Genomic DNA, 14,782 nt, shown 5'->3' with positions numbered 1-14,782 from the left:
TAATTTCTTAATTGAATGTTTATAATAATTAAAATTTTGAGCCATCAATACAAACATTATAATTTAGAGAAAATGAATGAAAAGAATAGTAATAAGCACGCTGCTGTGTTCGATGATGCTGGCATCCTGTTCAAAAAAATAGAGGAACACTCTGCTGAAGCAGTTCAAGAAAACACTGCTGATACGCAAGTTGATATGCAAGAAGCGGCTGAACCAAATACTTTGCCCGTCCAGGAGTAAAAACCTGAGGTCATATTAAATCAAGAGGTTAATTCGGTTGATTTTACTCGTCGTATGGTTCGAGAGGCGCAAGTTAACTTTACCGTTAAAGATGTGGTGAAAAGCAGTTTAGAGATTGAAAAAATAACCCTTCAAGCAGGCGGATTTATTGAAAGAAAAGATATTGATTTCAATGTGGTTGATCTTAAACGTCAGAATATTTCAGAAGGTAAAGTAAAAGTATTTGAAAAAGTTGAACCTATATCTTTTATGGTGCTACGTGTACCGAGTGAGCGTGCCCCACATGTTGTTAATTAACTTTTACCTTTAATGTTTTTTCTGAATCAGCAACGCTATAGTGCACAACGTTTTGAATTGAAGCTTCTTCAAGAAAAAATGAATCAAGCACAGACTATTTCAAGTCAAGCACGACCAGCTCATTTGAATGAAATCACACGGCTCACTCAACTCGAAGTTCAAGACCGTGTTAAATTCAGTACGATCAGTTTACAACTGAATCAACCAACACTGGTCCGAGAAAGGGTTGATATTGATATTGATGCAGTGGCGCGATTAAATGGTGATCACTTTATTCAGCGTGCTTGGAATAGCATCAAATATGGCTGGCAATTTGTGCTCGATCTTTTGGTGTTTTTATTAATGATTTGGCCTTTTTATTTGATTGTCTTAATTGGCTTCTTGTTATATCGATGGTTAAAACCTTATTTTGATAAACTCAAATAAGCCCATGCCTCAATTTGGCTGAACTGAAGAAAGAAGTTTAGCCAAATCTTGCATTCCTTCGGTTGCTGATTTTGAGATACATGTATAGTGTTGTGGCACACGGCCGAGATCGGCTTTAGGGTCGATATAATACGCATCACAGCTTGGTGAAATACTGTGTACTAAGCTTGCAACAGGATAAACAGCTAAGCTTGTTCCAATCACAACAAAGATTTCAGCTTGCTGGCAAATCACTTCTGCTTCTTCAAAAGCGGGAACGGATTCACCAAACCATACGACATGTGGACGAAGCGGATATCCAGCGTCACAGAAGTCACGAGAAATATCCAGTTCAGTACCTTCAATTGTGTAAAATTTGTCTGTGAATTGAGCATCTGGCCCTGAGGTTTTTGCCAGTCTTATATTTCCATGGAGATGTAGTACTTTTTTGCTTCCAGCTCGTTCATGTAAGTCATCAATATTCTGCGTGATCACATGTACATCATAATGTTGTTCAAGTGCTGCAATCGCAAGATGTGCTGCATTAGGTTCAGATGCTAAAATTTTTTTTCGCCGTTCATTGTAAAAGCGCTGTACTAAAACAGGATTGTTACGCCAAGCTTCGGGCGTTGCGACATCTTCTATGCGATGGTTTTCCCAAAGTCCATCGCTATCTCGAAATGTATTGATACCACTTTCAGCACTCATACCAGCACCCGAAAAAATCACAAGCTTTGTTTTAGACTGATTCATCCAATCTCCATCCTATTGATTTTATGCCCACGTATGACGTCTGGATCAACTTAATATTCAAATATTCATTAGAGCTAATATAGTTTGATTCAGAAATTTAGAAATTTCTTGTGCGAATTTAATGGGTTCATTGATCAAAGGCGTATGCCCTGAGCGCTCAAACAGTACGATACGATGATTTTTAACCGATTCAGCAATGAGCTTTTGCCCTTGCGCTGGATAGAGTGCGGATTTAGCGCCGATAAAAAAAGTTGCTGGACATTCTAACTTTGAGATCGCCGCTCTGTAATCTTCTTTATGCTTTAGATAGTTGTCAATGTACCAACGCATATAGTCGAGACGTTGCATAGGGAGGATTAACTTTTGAATTTTCGGTTGATTGAGTGTTGTTTTAAAAATTTTAGCGCTCAATTGATGATTATCTTGTAAAGATAAAAATTTAACCCAAAGCTCGACTAATTCGCGGCTTAAGTGAGTAGGTAATTCACTCAGGTTTTGATAATTTTCATGTTGATGTAAAAAAGAAGAAAGTTCGATGAGTAGCTTTTTGAACTCTGGATAGCGATCGCCCAATAGCCCGAAACTCCAAGTTTCATCAGAAGGTATTTTAGAGGTTTGATCAATATGCAAGTATGCTTGGATTTGATCAGCAAATTGACCATATTGCATACCATGCATGGCAGTAGTTGCCCCCATAGAATAAGCAATCACTCTATATTGTTGTCTAGGGCGTTGACTGATCAATGCCTGAATATCGTTCCAGTGACTTGAAATAGCATCAGTATCTGGAATTTTACAATGCTTAGACCCACCAAAACCCCGCCAGTCAGGAATAATGAATTTATATTTCTTTAAATTAAATGCAAAAAAAGGAATCCATTGCCAACTTTGCATTCCTAAACCAGATAGCACCAAAACAGGTTCACCTTGACCAATTTCACGAACATATAATTTTTCGTCATCTTGCATAGTATAAAATGGCATAGATATATCCTTTATTTTGTATTCATTATTTTCAATTGTGGAATTACACGTTCTAACCAACTGATCCAACCTTGCTCTAATTCAATGCCTAATTGAAGAATCATTTTGTGAATATAGAGTGTACGGTCATCATTATCTTTATTAGCAAAATCTTTATCGTAAATCGCTTGATATATTTTTAACTTATTTTTATGAATCTCTAAATGAGATTCCAATTCTTTCAACACATTATTACCACCTAGTTGTGCTTCAGCTCTTAAACGCACCATCAATTCTTCTCTGAGTTGGGCAGGCTCACTATGCTGTACCATCCAATTGGCAAGTTCAGTTCGACCTAGAGCATCAACTTTATATTTTTTCTTTCTCGAGTTGGGATCACCTTCATCAATAGTCGAAATCCAACCTTTTTTTTGCATAGCATTGAGTTCACGATAGATTTGTTGATGAGTTGCATTCCAAAAGAATCCCATAGAACGGTCAAAGCGACGCGCAAGTTCAATACCTGTACTTGGTTTTTCAATGAGACTGGTCAACAAAACATGTGCTAAAGACATAAATCATATATCGTAAAATCTTGAATCAACTTTATTATGCAACATGTTGCATAAAAAGCAAAATTAGAATATATATTTATGCAACAAGTTGCATGAAGCACACAATAATAGCAAGCAAACGCGAGCCATGAGGTCAGAATGTCAAATTATCCAAACTTACTTGCACCACTAGATTTAGGTTTTACCACTTTAAAAAATCGTGTATTGATGGGTTCAATGCACGTAGGTTTAGAAGAGGTTGAAGGTGGCTATGAACGTATGGCCGCATTTTATGCTGAGCGTGCTCAAGGACAGGTCGGTCTTATCGTGACGGGGGGAATTTCACCCAACGATGCTGGTGTGACTTTTGCTGGAGGGTCAAAATTAGACTCGATTGCTAAAGCTGAGAAACATAAAATCATTACGCAAGCGGTACATGATGCTGGTGGTAAGATTGCAATGCAGATTTTGCATACTGGTCGATATTCATATCAGCCTGAAAATGTTGCACCATCAGCAATTCAGGCACCAATTAATCCAGTTAAACCTCATGCTTTAAGCTCGGCTGAAGTTCATCAAACCATTGATGATTTTGCCAACTGTGCAAAGCTGGCTCAATATGCAGGTTATGATGGTGTTGAGATTATGGGGTCTGAAGGTTACCTCATCAATGAGTTTATCGCAGCACGTACCAATCACCGTGATGACGAATGGGGTGGGAGTTATGAAAACCGCATTCGTTTGCCGATTGAAATTGTAAAACGTACCCGTGCAGAGGTGGGTGAAAACTTTATTATCATTTATAGACTTTCGATGCTCGACTTGGTTGAGGGCGGTTCAACGCTTGAGGAGGTCATCCATCTTGCAAAAGAAATTGAGAAAGCCGGCGCGACTATCATTAATACAGGTATTGGTTGGCATGAAGCGCGTATACCCACGATTGCAACGAAAGTACCTCGAGCAGCATTTACATGGGTGACAGAAAAGCTAAAAGGTGAAGTTAAGATTCCATTGATTACCTCAAATCGTATCAATACCCCTGAAATGGCTGAACACGTGTTAGCTTCAGGTCATGCAGATATGATTTCTATGGCTCGCCCAATGCTTGCAGATGCAGAATTTGTACTAAAAGCTGAACAGGGTAGAAGTGACGAAATCAACACGTGTATTGGCTGTAACCAAGCGTGTTTGGATCATATTTTTTCACTCAGAATTGCGTCATGCTTGGTTAATCCACGTGCATGCCATGAAACTGAACTCATTTTTAAAGAAACCCATACGCCTAAAAAAATTGCTGTCATTGGTGCAGGTCCTGCAGGATTGAGTTTTGCTACTTATGCAGCTGACCGTGGTCATCAGGTCACCATTTTTGAAGCAGCCGATCAAATTGGGGGGCAATTTAATATTGCAAAAACGATTCCAGGAAAGGAGGAGTTTTATGAGACATTGCGTTACTTTAAGCGAAAAATTGAGTTGCAGCCTTTAATTCAATTAAAACTTAACCATACTGCAACTTTTGAAGAGCTCAATACAGATCAGTTTGATGAAATTGTAGTCGCTACAGGTGTGACACCTCGACATTTAGATATTGAAGGAATTGATCATCCAAAAGTGTTGTCTTATATCGAAGTTTTAAGAGAGAAAAAACCAGTCGGACAGCGTGTTGCGATTATTGGTGCTGGTGGTATTGGTTTTGATACTGCTGAGTATCTAACCCATGAGGGGGAAAGTGGAAGCTTGAATCCTCAAAAATTTTATGATGAATGGGGAATTGATACATCATATTCTAATGTAGGAGGTTTAAAACCTGCTCAAGTAGAACAGCCATCACGTGAAATCTACTTATTACAACGTAAAGCCACTTCAGTTGGTGCAGGCTTGGGTAAAACGACGGGTTGGATTCATCGTACTGGATTAAAAAATCGCGAAGTAAAAATGATTCCAGGTGCAACGTATAACAAGATTGATGACCAAGGTTTACATATCACAATCAATGAACAAACTACCGTATTAGACGTGGATCATGTGGTGATTTGTGCAGGTCAAGAATCATATACGGCTATGTTTGATCAACTCGAGCAGGTAGGTAAAAAAGTTCATTTAATTGGTGGGGCGAAAGAGGCGGGTGAGCTAGATGCAAAACGTGCGATTCGTCAAGGCGCTGAATTGGCTGCCAAGATTTAAGCCAGAAAATTTCTCTCCTGTATTCTAGATGAAAGTGCAAGAAGAGGATTTGGAGAGGGTACTTAATTGAATGAGACCTCTCCTTGACGCAGTATTCTCCCTTTTCTTCTAAAAGATTGGACTGATACAACAAAAAGGACATAAAAATGACACTCGAAACCACACAAAAATCTATTCAACGTTGGCACCATATGCTTGAAACGCGTGATTTAAGTCTATTGAATGAGCTTTTGTCTGAAGAAGTCGTATTTAAATCACCCGTCGCATTTAAGCCTTATCCAGGCAAACAAGTTGTTACTTTTATTTTGACCAATGTGATTGAGATCTTTGAAAATTTTCGTTATCACCGTGAGTTCTATACAGCAGATGGGCTCAGTGTTGTGCTTGAATTTTCCGCAAATGTGGGTGAAAAAACATTAAAAGGCATTGATATGATCCAGTTTAATGAGCAAGGTCAAATTATTGACTTTGAGGTGATGATTCGGCCTAAAAGTGGTTTAGAAGCTTTGGCGTTGCAAATGGGCCAACGTATGGCTCAATTTCTACCAAAATAAATTAGGCATGTTTTTGGCTTATGAATTGGAGTAAGTAAATTCGGAGTCTGTATGAATCTTAATCAGCGTTTCAAGTGGGTGCAGGAATTCACTCAAACCCAACTTGATCATTTTACTGGTGCAGCTATACCTTCAATCTATTTTAATCCGCAAGGTGAGTTAGCGCATGTGATTTCAAACTTGAAACGTTTGCATTATAAATATAGACCAACGCCGTGGCTCTCGAATACGCATGCTCACTTGGTGTATTTTGATAAAATTCGAAAGAAAACCGTAAAATTAGAATATGACTTCATTGAACAGTTAACAATGTCTGATGGGGGAACGACGGGTATTGCTTGGTATGGTATGCATCTGCCTGCGGAAACACCTACTATTTTAGTGCTGCATACCATTACTGGAAGCCCAGCCAGTATGAGAGAATTGGTCAGAGACTTACATCAAGTAACTGGTTGGCGTATCGCATTGTGTTTAAGACGAGGGCATGCAGGTCTACCACTTTCAGTTCCTAAAATTAATCTTTTTGGAAACACGCAAGATCTAAGAGAGCAGATTGAACATATTCAACAGCGCTTACCATATTCTAAATTGTATGCAGTTGGGTCTTCAGCAGGAACTGGATTATTGGTTAGATATTTAGGTGAGGAAGAAAGCTCCACACCAATTCAAGCGGCTTTCGCACTTTGTCCTGGATACAATACGGAAACTGGTTTTTCAAATGTTCATCCTTTTTATAGCCGTTTGATGGCAAAAAAGTTAAATGCACATTTTTTAAAACCTTATGAGCAACATTGGCGAAATTTAGAAAGTTTAAAGCAACTGAGTGTTGCTAAAGATTTATTTGATTTTGAAAAAACATATTATCAGTTCGCTGGATTTGAAAATTATGACGCATATTGTAAAGCGACAAATCCCATCTATGTCTTTGAGAAGATTAGAGTGCCGTTGATGATTTTAAATTCGGAAGACGATCCAGTATGCCATATCCGCAATTTAGAGCCTTATAAAGAAGTGATTCAACATATGCCGAACATGGCAGTAGTGACCACAAAAAAAGGAAGCCATTGCTGTTTCTATGAAGGTAATAAAAATCCAGAATCTTGGGCACACAAATTAATTGCAGAATTTTTTTTAGAATTAGAGAAAGCCTGACAATTTTTGTTGTTTATAAATGAATAACAATTTGACTTTCATTCATGTTGACATAAAAAAACCGAGTCTTGTCACTCGGTTTTTTAATTCGAAAATTAGTTTTCTAAAGCAGGGGTAGCAGCAGCAATAGCAGCGGCAACAGCATCATCTTCAGATTGAGAACCACCTGTTGATGCACTTGGAGAAGGTGTAGGGCGTTCTACATTTTCAACAGTTGGTGCTGGCGCAGGATTCGTTTGTGCAGGAGCATCACGATATTCACGACGAATAGTCGCTGACGTATTGTTTGTTTCCTGATGCTCAATTTCAACTTGAGTTGGTGGCTCAGGTTCGATTTCAGGTTCAGAAATCTCTATGTTCTCAATTTGTTCTGCCTGTTCAGTTGTTTCAACAGTTTGTTCCTGTTCTTCTTCCTTAGGCGCTTCTTTTTTTACACATGCAGTAACGAGGAGTGCAGATAAGATTGCACCACCGATTAAAAGTTTTTTATTCATAGTTGCTCAAAACAAACTAGCTAGATCGACTGACGTAGTATAACAGCAAATTAACAGATGAAAATCACTGAAAGTGTGCGTGAATCTTTATTGGAAATGATGATAGAATAACCAATTGTTTATTGTTCTTTGAATTGATGCGGATTGACTTTGCTTTATAGGTACAGAGTAAAGTAAAATTGCGCAACATTGCAGGCCGATTTAGGCTCGATTGTACGAGAAACCCAATGACCCATTTTATTTTCGTTACTGGTGGTGTTGTTTCATCACTAGGTAAAGGTATTTCAGCTGCTTCAGTTGCTGCACTTTTAGAAGCCCGTGGATTAAAAGTAACCATGGTGAAAATGGATCCATATATTAATGTCGATCCAGGGACGATGAGCCCGTTCCAACATGGTGAAGTTTTTGTCACAGAGGATGGTGCGGAAACTGACTTAGACTTGGGTTATTACGAACGTTTCTTGCGTCGTGCGAAAATGACCAAGCTTAATAACTTTACATCTGGTCGCGTGTACCAAGACGTTTTAAATAAAGAGCGTCGCGGTGATTACCTTGGTGGAACAGTTCAAGTTATTCCACACATTACAGACAATATTAAAGAACGTGTTCTTCGCGCTGGCGAAGGCTATGACGTTGCTATTGTTGAGATTGGCGGTACAGTAGGTGACATTGAATCTCTCCCATTCATGGAATCTGTTCGTCAGTTAATGGTTGAACTTGGTCACAAACGCACAATGCTGATGCATTTAACGTTGTTGCCATATATCAAGTCAGCTGCAGAGTTGAAAACAAAACCAACTCAGCACTCAGTGAAAGAATTACTCTCAATCGGTATTCAACCAGATATTTTGATCTGTCGTACTGAACACGATGTTGATGCTGATACAAAGCGTAAAATTGCGTTGTTCACGAACGTAGAAGCTCGTGCAGTTGTGGTGTGTAAAGATGCACGCACAATTTACGAAATTCCACGTACGTTCTATGAACAAGACGTTGATGATTTAATTTGCGAGCGTTTTGGTTATAACGATTTACCAGAAGCCGATCTTTCAGATTGGGATAATGTCGTAGAAGCATTATTAAACCCTGAGTACACTGTTCGTGTTGCGATGGTGGGTAAATATGTTGAACTTCCAGATGCTTATAAATCTGTGAACGAAGCACTTTTACATGCGGGTATCCAAAACCGCGTTAAAGTTCAAATTGATTATGTCAATGCTGAAGAACTAGAAAGCCAAGATGTAGCGGAAGTGTTGAAAGATGCTGACGCAATCTTAGTTCCTGGTGGTTTTGGCGAGCGCGGTACTGAAGGTAAGATGCAAGCGATTAAATTCGCACGTGAGAATGGAATTCCATTCCTTGGTATTTGCTTGGGTATGCAACTTGCGGTCATTGAATACGCACGTAATGTTGCTGGTATCGTAGATGCAACTTCAACTGAATTTAACCGTTCAACTAAATCGCCTTTAATTGGTTTGATTACGGAATGGTTAGACGAACGTGGTGAAGTACAACAACGTTCTGTAGATTCTGATCTTGGTGGAACAATGCGTCTTGGCGCTCAAAAATCAGAATTGGTTGAAGGCACTAAAACTGCAGAAGTGTATGGTTCAGTAGAAATTATTGAACGTCATCGCCATCGTTACGAAATGAATAATCGTTATATTCCTACTTTAGAAGAAAAAGGTATGAAAATTTCTGGTTATTCACCAATCCAACGTTTAGTTGAAACTGTTGAAATTCCTCAACATCCTTGGTTTATTGCTGTACAATTCCACCCGGAATTTACAAGTTCTCCACGTGATGGTCATCCATTATTTGCTGGTTTTATTGATGCTGCTAAAAAACAGTATCAAAAATCGAAATAATGAATGTCTTAGGACATAACTAGGAAGTTTAAATGTCACAATTAAAAGCACAAGAAATTGTACGTTTAGGCGATATACAAATGGCAAATCATTTGCCATTTGTATTATTCGGCGGAATGAATGTACTTGAATCAAAAGATTTAGCTTTTGAAATTGCAGAAACTTATGTTGATATTTGCAAACGTTTGGATATTCCATATGTTTTCAAAGCAAGCTTTGATAAAGCAAATCGTTCGAGCTTAAATTCTTTCCGCGGACCTGGTCTTGAAAAAGGAATTGAGTGGTTAGCTGACATTAAAAAACATTTTAATGTACCCATCATTACAGATGTTCATGAACCATATCAAGCAGCACCTGTGGCTGAAGTGGCTGACATCATTCAATTACCTGCTTTCCTCAGCCGTCAAACAGATCTTGTTGAGGCAATGGCAAAAACTCAAGCCATTATCAATATCAAAAAAGCGCAATTCTTAGCACCGCATGAAATGCGTCATATCTTGCATAAATGTTTGGAAGCCGGGAATGACAAGCTGATTTTATGTGAGCGTGGCTCAGCATTTGGTTACAACAACTTAGTTGTCGATATGCTTGGTTTCGACATCATGAAAGAAATGAATGTGCCAGTCTTCTTTGATGTGACACATGCACTTCAAACCCCAGGTGGTCGTGCAGATTCAGCAGGTGGTCGTCGCGCACAAATTACGACATTAGCGCGTGCGGGTATGGCTACAGGTCTAGCAGGTCTTTTTCTGGAAGGACATCCTGATCCAGAAAAAGCAAAATGTGATGGACCTTGCGCTCTTCGAATGTCTCAACTTGAGCCATTCTTAGCTCAGCTTAAAGAATTGGATACCTTGGTTAAAGGTTTCAAAAAATTAGATACACACTGATGCAGCGTTAGACGCATCGTTTTATTAATCAACTGAGGAATTGTTCATGAGCCAAATCGTTGACATTCGTGCACGTGAAATTTTGGACTCTCGTGGTAACCCAACCATCGAAGCAGACGTTATCTTAGCATCTGGCGTAGTTGGCCGTGCATGTGCACCATCTGGTGCTTCAACTGGTTCTCGTGAAGCTTTAGAACTTCGTGATGGCGATAAAGCACGTTACTTAGGTAAAGGTGTTAAAACAGCTGTGAACAACGTAAACACGTTAATCCGTGACGCGTTAGTGGGTAAATCAGTATTCGAACAAAAAGACATCGATAATACGATGATCACTTTAGACGGAACTGAAAACAAAGAAAAATTAGGTGCGAACGCAACTTTGGCAGTGTCTTTGGCTGCTGCGCGTGCTGCTGCTGACGAAAAGAAAACTCCTCTTTTCCAATACATCGCAGACCTTCGTAACAACAGCATTTTAACAATGCCTGTTCCAATGATGAACATCTTAAACGGTGGTTCACATGCGGACAACAACGTTGATATCCAAGAGTTCATGATTGAGCCAGTTGGCTTCACTTCATTCTCTGAAGCACTTCGCGCAGGCGCAGAAATCTTCCATTCTTTAAAATCAGTTTTAAAGAAACAAGGTTTAAATACTGCTGTTGGTGATGAAGGTGGTTTCGCGCCGAACTTACGTTCAAACGAAGAAGCAATTACAGTTATTCTTGAAGCAATTGAAAAAACTGGCTACAAAGCGGGTTCTGACATTATGCTTGCGCTTGACTGTGCATCTTCAGAATTCTATAAAGATGGTCAGTACATCCTTGCTGGTGAAGGCAATAAAGCATTCACAAACAACCAATTCTCTGACTACCTTGCAGGTCTCGTAAACCAATATCCAATTATCTCTATTGAAGATGGTTTAGATGAATCTGATTGGGAAGGTTGGTCTTACCTAACTTCGATTCTTGGCGACAAGATTCAATTGGTTGGTGATGATTTGTTTGTTACAAATCCTAAAATCCTTCAACGTGGTATCAACGAAAAAGTTGGTAACTCTATCCTGATTAAGTATAACCAAATCGGTACGTTGACTGAAACTTTAGATGCGATCTATCTTGCTAAAGCAAATGGTTACTCTACAGTGATTTCTCACCGTTCTGGCGAAACTGAAGATTCTACAATTGCGGATCTTGCAGTAGGTACTGGTGCTGGTCAAATCAAAACTGGTTCACTTTGCCGTTCTGACCGTGTAGCGAAATACAACCAATTGCTTCGTATCGAAGAATTGACGAATGCTATTTACCGCGGTAAAGCTGAGTTTAAAGGTTTAAATTAATCGTTTAGATTATTTTGAATTTTAAAAAACCACTCTTTAAAGAGTGGTTTTTTTGTTATTAAGCTATGAAATAAAAAGTGTAAATATAATGACTCTTGAATATTCAATAACTTTTGATATTTATCAGTAAGTATTTTTAAAAGAAATCAATCAATGTGAATTTGTTTAACATTTGCATATTTAACACAGTTACACATACTACCTTTCTTTGTTTTAGGGTATATTAGTGCTCTAATTTCATGATGTTAACTAAGCCTCAAATATAATGTTAGACGTCTTTAAAACTACTTCAAGTAAAGTGATTTTGCTGGTGGCAATAATTTTAATTGCCATCTTTCAATATCGCTTTTGGCTCGGTGAAGGAGGATATTTCCCTCATCAGGCGCTACTTCAGCAAATGAATCAACAAGCTGAAACAAATGAAGAGTTAAAAGAGCGTAATCGTATTCTGGCTGCTGAAGTGTATGATCTTAAAAATGGTGTTGAGGCGATTGAAGAACATGCACGTTTAGATCTTGGCTTAATTAAGCCTCATGAAACTTTTATTCAAATGAGTACCATCAGTACGAATTACAAGCCGATTTACATCGACCCAAATGCTAACGTAGATTTAAGAACCAATGAGTCTAGACAACCTGAATCTGAACAACCGTAAATTATGGGCTATTATTCCGGCAGCAGGTTCTGGTAGTCGATTTTCCAAATCAGCGTTAAAGCAATATCAAATTATCCAGAATAAAACTGTACTTGAGCATACTGTGGAACGTATTGCTCAATTGCCTATTGCTGGCTATGTATTGGCCATCTCAGAGCATGATAAATTTGCTCAGACACTTCAATTTGCTAAATCCGAAATCCTTCATTTCTGCTTAGGTGGTCAGGAGAGGGTTGATTCTGTACTTAATGGTTTAAAGTATTTAACCAATATTGCAGATGAAAATGATCTGGTGTTTGTGCATGATGCTGCTCGACCTTGTGTGAGCTTGAGTAATTTAGAATCTTTGATTCGCCATGTTATCGAATCTAAGCATAGCGCAATTTTAGCAACGCCTGTACGTGATACTTTAAAAAGAGTAGATCAGTCGAGTGCAATTGAAAAAACTGTTGATCGAAGTGCATTGTGGCAAGCACAAACTCCACAATTGTCGACCATTAAATTGCTAAAAACCTCGATTGAACATGCATTAACTCACAAGATCACAATCACGGATGAAGCGAGTGCGCTTGAATATGCTCATCATCCAGTAGATGTGGTGATTGGACGATCTGATAATATTAAAATTACTTATCCTGAAGATTTAGAACTTGCTCGTCTGATTCTTCAGTCACAGTCTGACTCGAAATAATTTAGTTTTATGTTTGGGACTTTGCTTAAATAGCCAAAACATTGTCTTATAATAACGCCACTTAGAATATGCAATTCAGCCAATGATACCTTCACAACAGTACCGTTTTTTGCGTCATGCCTTGAGAGATGGACGAACAATCAAACATGATTCGTCACGTTGGACTAAATTACATTTAGATCCATGGTTACTTGGTTTTGATATTAAACGCAGCTTTTGGACTCATGGTTGTTTATAGTGCAACCAATCATGATTCAAACATGGTGATTCGTCAGGCGACCAGTTTTGGTATCGGTTTTATTTTGCTGTTTATTTGTGCACAAATTCCTCCAAAAGTTTATCAAATTGTCAGTCCTTATCTGTATGCATTTTCGATTGTGCTTCTGCTTTTGGTATTGCTAATTGGTGATGTCCGCTTAGGCGCAAAACGCTGGATTTCTATTCCTGGATTAGGGAGTGTGCAGCCCAGTGAATTTATGAAATTTACGATGCCACTCATGATGGCTTGGTTTTTCAGTCTGCGGACTTTACCACCCAAATTGATGCATATTCTCTTTGCATTATTTCTGATGATGATTCCTTTTGTTTTAGTCGCATTACAGCCTGACTTAAACATTGGATTAATTATTCCCGGAATTTTTGTCATTTTTTTAAGTGGTATTTCTTGGCGTTTGATTGGGGCTGTGGTCGCTGGGTTTGCAGTGGTTGCACCATTATTATGGAATTTCTTTCTACAGGAATACCAAAAAAAGCGAATTTTAACTTTATTTGATCCTGAATCAGATCCGCTAGGTGCAGGGTGGAATATCATTCAGTCTAAAATTGCGATTGGTTCTGGTGGACTATTTGGTAAAGGTTTTAATGAAGGAACACAGTCTCATTTAGGTTATCTCCCCGAACATCATACAGACTTTATTATGTCTGCTTATGCAGAGGAATTTGGCTTTTTTGGTGTGTTCGTATTATTTGTTATTTTTGCTGCGATCATTATTCGTTGTTTGATTATTTCCATGAACAGCTTCCATAATTTTGGACGTCTTTATGCGGGTGCGGCAGGTTTAACTTTCTTTTTCTTTGTGTTTTTGAACAGTGGAATGGTGAGTGGAATACTTCCAGTAACGGGTGATCCATTACCACTCATGAGTTATGGTGGTACGGCAGTCATTGCAACGCTTGCAGGTATGGGCATTGTAATGTCTATACATACTCATCGCTAAAACATCTGGGGTTGACAGCAAATTTTCAACTCACATTCTGCTTACTCTCACATCTATTGAAACTTTGAGCTTCAATGATTGCTCTAATCAGTCATTACACTTTTATGCTGAAGAAGATGAAAGTGTAGATGGAGGTTGATCTATGCTATTTGAGAGAGTAACTACTAAAAAAATTAACTTATTTCCTCATTTTTTTGTAATAACTAAATTTTATCGATGGTTGAGAAAATTTGAGCTAAACAATGATCTTTGTAACGTTTCCCAAGCTAAAAATTCCTGTCTTAGCTGTTGTCTTAAACTTGGTTATCCATTTGTATAAAAATATTTTTTAAAATTGATTTTCGTAGATGTATAAAAAAATTAACTATGGCATATTAATTGCTGAATAAGAATTAAACGAATATTGCAGGAGAGAGGTCTTCTGTAGATCCGCCGAAGGAGCAACGACCCCGGAATCTCTCAGGCAAAAGGACTGTAATTATTCTCAATCATCTGGAGAGAAGTCTAATGATGTTTAGACTCACCGAAG

Annotated in this window: 15 protein-coding genes, 1 pseudogene and 1 riboswitch; of the genes and pseudogenes, 12 read left to right on the top strand and 4 right to left on the bottom strand. The window is 38.5% G+C overall.

Annotated features, from left to right (window positions below):
• The first annotated feature begins 36 nt into the window (after window positions 1-36).
• From CL42_RS17195 to CL42_RS17185, 3 genes are read left to right on the top strand one after another with little or no spacing between them, the layout of a single operon-like run.
• The gene (locus CL42_RS17195; RefSeq protein ID WP_171076723.1) at window positions 37-240 is read left to right on the top strand and encodes a hypothetical protein; all 204 of its coding nucleotides are present in this window, start codon (window positions 37-39) and stop codon (window positions 238-240) included.
• Between the two features lie 54 nt (window positions 241-294).
• Complete coding sequence (locus CL42_RS17190; RefSeq protein WP_171076722.1) at window positions 295-537, top strand: hypothetical protein; 243 nt, start codon at window positions 295-297, stop codon at window positions 535-537.
• Between the two features lie 12 nt (window positions 538-549).
• A complete protein-coding gene (locus CL42_RS17185; RefSeq protein ID WP_171076721.1) occupies window positions 550-963 on the top strand; it encodes a hypothetical protein in 414 nt (137 codons plus the stop codon).
• A gap of 9 nt (window positions 964-972) precedes the next feature.
• On the opposite strand, the gene CL42_RS00475 is transcribed toward CL42_RS17185, so the two are convergent.
• From CL42_RS00475 to CL42_RS00465, 3 genes are read right to left on the bottom strand one after another with little or no spacing between them, the layout of a single operon-like run.
• A complete protein-coding gene (locus CL42_RS00475) occupies window positions 973-1,695 on the bottom strand; it encodes an SIR2 family NAD-dependent protein deacylase (RefSeq protein ID WP_035263745.1) in 723 nt (240 codons plus the stop codon).
• A 57-nt stretch (window positions 1,696-1,752) separates the two neighbouring features.
• On the bottom strand, window positions 1,753-2,679 hold the full coding sequence (locus tag CL42_RS00470; protein WP_035263743.1) for an alpha/beta fold hydrolase: 927 nt from the start codon (window positions 2,677-2,679) through the stop codon (window positions 1,753-1,755).
• Between the two features lie 11 nt (window positions 2,680-2,690).
• Window positions 2,691-3,233 (bottom strand): PadR family transcriptional regulator, encoded by a 543-nt coding sequence (locus CL42_RS00465; RefSeq protein ID WP_035263741.1) that lies wholly within the window; start codon window positions 3,231-3,233, stop codon window positions 2,691-2,693.
• A gap of 138 nt (window positions 3,234-3,371) precedes the next feature.
• On the opposite strand from CL42_RS00465, the gene CL42_RS00460 reads away from it, so the two are divergent.
• The 3 genes from CL42_RS00460 to CL42_RS00450 all read left to right on the top strand — a co-directional run bounded on the left by CL42_RS00460 (window position 3,372) and on the right by CL42_RS00450 (window position 7,102).
• Complete coding sequence (locus CL42_RS00460) at window positions 3,372-5,396, top strand: NADPH-dependent 2,4-dienoyl-CoA reductase (protein WP_035263738.1); 2,025 nt, start codon at window positions 3,372-3,374, stop codon at window positions 5,394-5,396.
• A gap of 146 nt (window positions 5,397-5,542) precedes the next feature.
• Window positions 5,543-5,950, top strand: a complete 408-nt coding sequence (locus CL42_RS00455) for a nuclear transport factor 2 family protein (RefSeq protein WP_035263736.1) — start codon at window positions 5,543-5,545, stop codon at window positions 5,948-5,950.
• Between the two features lie 51 nt (window positions 5,951-6,001).
• Window positions 6,002-7,102, top strand: coding sequence for a YheT family hydrolase (locus CL42_RS00450; RefSeq protein WP_035263734.1), 1,101 nt, complete (start codon window positions 6,002-6,004; stop codon window positions 7,100-7,102).
• Between the two features lie 95 nt (window positions 7,103-7,197).
• Here CL42_RS00450 and CL42_RS00445 read toward each other — a convergent pair whose 3' ends face one another.
• Window positions 7,198-7,596, bottom strand: coding sequence for a hypothetical protein (locus CL42_RS00445; RefSeq protein ID WP_035263733.1), 399 nt, complete (start codon window positions 7,594-7,596; stop codon window positions 7,198-7,200).
• A gap of 227 nt (window positions 7,597-7,823) precedes the next feature.
• Between CL42_RS00445 and CL42_RS00440 the strand changes: the two genes are divergently transcribed.
• From CL42_RS00440 to rodA, 6 genes and pseudogenes are all read left to right on the top strand, one after another.
• A complete protein-coding gene (locus CL42_RS00440) occupies window positions 7,824-9,464 on the top strand; it encodes a CTP synthase (protein WP_035263731.1) in 1,641 nt (546 codons plus the stop codon).
• 32 nt (window positions 9,465-9,496) lie between these two features.
• Window positions 9,497-10,354: a 3-deoxy-8-phosphooctulonate synthase gene (gene kdsA / locus CL42_RS00435; RefSeq protein ID WP_035263729.1), complete on the top strand. Its 858-nt coding sequence runs from the start codon at window positions 9,497-9,499 to the stop codon at window positions 10,352-10,354.
• 46 nt (window positions 10,355-10,400) lie between these two features.
• On the top strand, window positions 10,401-11,690 hold the full coding sequence (gene eno / locus CL42_RS00430) for a phosphopyruvate hydratase (protein ID WP_035263727.1): 1,290 nt from the start codon (window positions 10,401-10,403) through the stop codon (window positions 11,688-11,690).
• 265 nt (window positions 11,691-11,955) lie between these two features.
• Window positions 11,956-12,345, top strand: coding sequence for a cell division protein FtsB (gene ftsB / locus CL42_RS00425; protein ID WP_035263725.1), 390 nt, complete (start codon window positions 11,956-11,958; stop codon window positions 12,343-12,345).
• Window positions 12,311-13,036 (top strand): 2-C-methyl-D-erythritol 4-phosphate cytidylyltransferase, encoded by a 726-nt coding sequence (gene ispD / locus CL42_RS00420; RefSeq protein WP_035263723.1) that lies wholly within the window; start codon window positions 12,311-12,313, stop codon window positions 13,034-13,036. The genes ftsB and ispD overlap by 35 nt, the downstream gene beginning before the upstream one ends.
• Before the next feature lie 82 nt (window positions 13,037-13,118).
• A pseudogene (gene rodA, locus CL42_RS00415) lies at window positions 13,119-14,253 on the top strand (rod shape-determining protein RodA).
• Between the two features lie 396 nt (window positions 14,254-14,649).
• A riboswitch (glycine riboswitch) is annotated at window positions 14,650-14,738 on the top strand.
• The last annotated feature ends 44 nt before the right edge of the window (window positions 14,739-14,782 follow it).

The sequence above is a fragment of the Acinetobacter sp. Ver3 genome, assembly GCF_000632455.1.
In the GTDB taxonomy this organism is placed as follows: domain Bacteria; phylum Pseudomonadota; class Gammaproteobacteria; order Pseudomonadales; family Moraxellaceae; genus Acinetobacter.
The sequence above is the reverse complement of the archived record's forward strand: the minus strand, read 5'-3'. Positions and strand labels throughout refer to the sequence as shown.

Bases quoted from the DNA above. Each gene is read 5' to 3' on its own strand.
- CL42_RS17190 (WP_171076722.1), top strand. From the start codon at position 295: ATGGTTCGAGAGGCGCAAGTTAACTTTACCGTTAAAGATGTGGTGAAA.
- CL42_RS17185 (WP_171076721.1), top strand. From the start codon at position 550: ATGTTTTTTCTGAATCAGCAACGCTATAGTGCACAACGTTTTGAATTG.
- CL42_RS00475 (WP_035263745.1), bottom strand. From the start codon at position 1,695: ATGAATCAGTCTAAAACAAAGCTTGTGATTTTTTCGGGTGCTGGTATG.
- CL42_RS00470 (WP_035263743.1), bottom strand. From the start codon at position 2,679: ATGCCATTTTATACTATGCAAGATGACGAAAAATTATATGTTCGTGAA.
- CL42_RS00465 (WP_035263741.1), bottom strand. From the start codon at position 3,233: ATGTCTTTAGCACATGTTTTGTTGACCAGTCTCATTGAAAAACCAAGT.
- CL42_RS00460 (WP_035263738.1), top strand. From the start codon at position 3,372: ATGTCAAATTATCCAAACTTACTTGCACCACTAGATTTAGGTTTTACC.
- CL42_RS00455 (WP_035263736.1), top strand. From the start codon at position 5,543: ATGACACTCGAAACCACACAAAAATCTATTCAACGTTGGCACCATATG.
- CL42_RS00450 (WP_035263734.1), top strand. From the start codon at position 6,002: ATGAATCTTAATCAGCGTTTCAAGTGGGTGCAGGAATTCACTCAAACC.
- CL42_RS00445 (WP_035263733.1), bottom strand. From the start codon at position 7,596: ATGAATAAAAAACTTTTAATCGGTGGTGCAATCTTATCTGCACTCCTC.
- CL42_RS00440 (WP_035263731.1), top strand. From the start codon at position 7,824: ATGACCCATTTTATTTTCGTTACTGGTGGTGTTGTTTCATCACTAGGT.
- kdsA (WP_035263729.1), top strand. From the start codon at position 9,497: ATGTCACAATTAAAAGCACAAGAAATTGTACGTTTAGGCGATATACAA.
- eno (WP_035263727.1), top strand. From the start codon at position 10,401: ATGAGCCAAATCGTTGACATTCGTGCACGTGAAATTTTGGACTCTCGT.
- ftsB (WP_035263725.1), top strand. From the start codon at position 11,956: ATGTTAGACGTCTTTAAAACTACTTCAAGTAAAGTGATTTTGCTGGTG.
- ispD (WP_035263723.1), top strand. From the start codon at position 12,311: ATGAGTCTAGACAACCTGAATCTGAACAACCGTAAATTATGGGCTATT.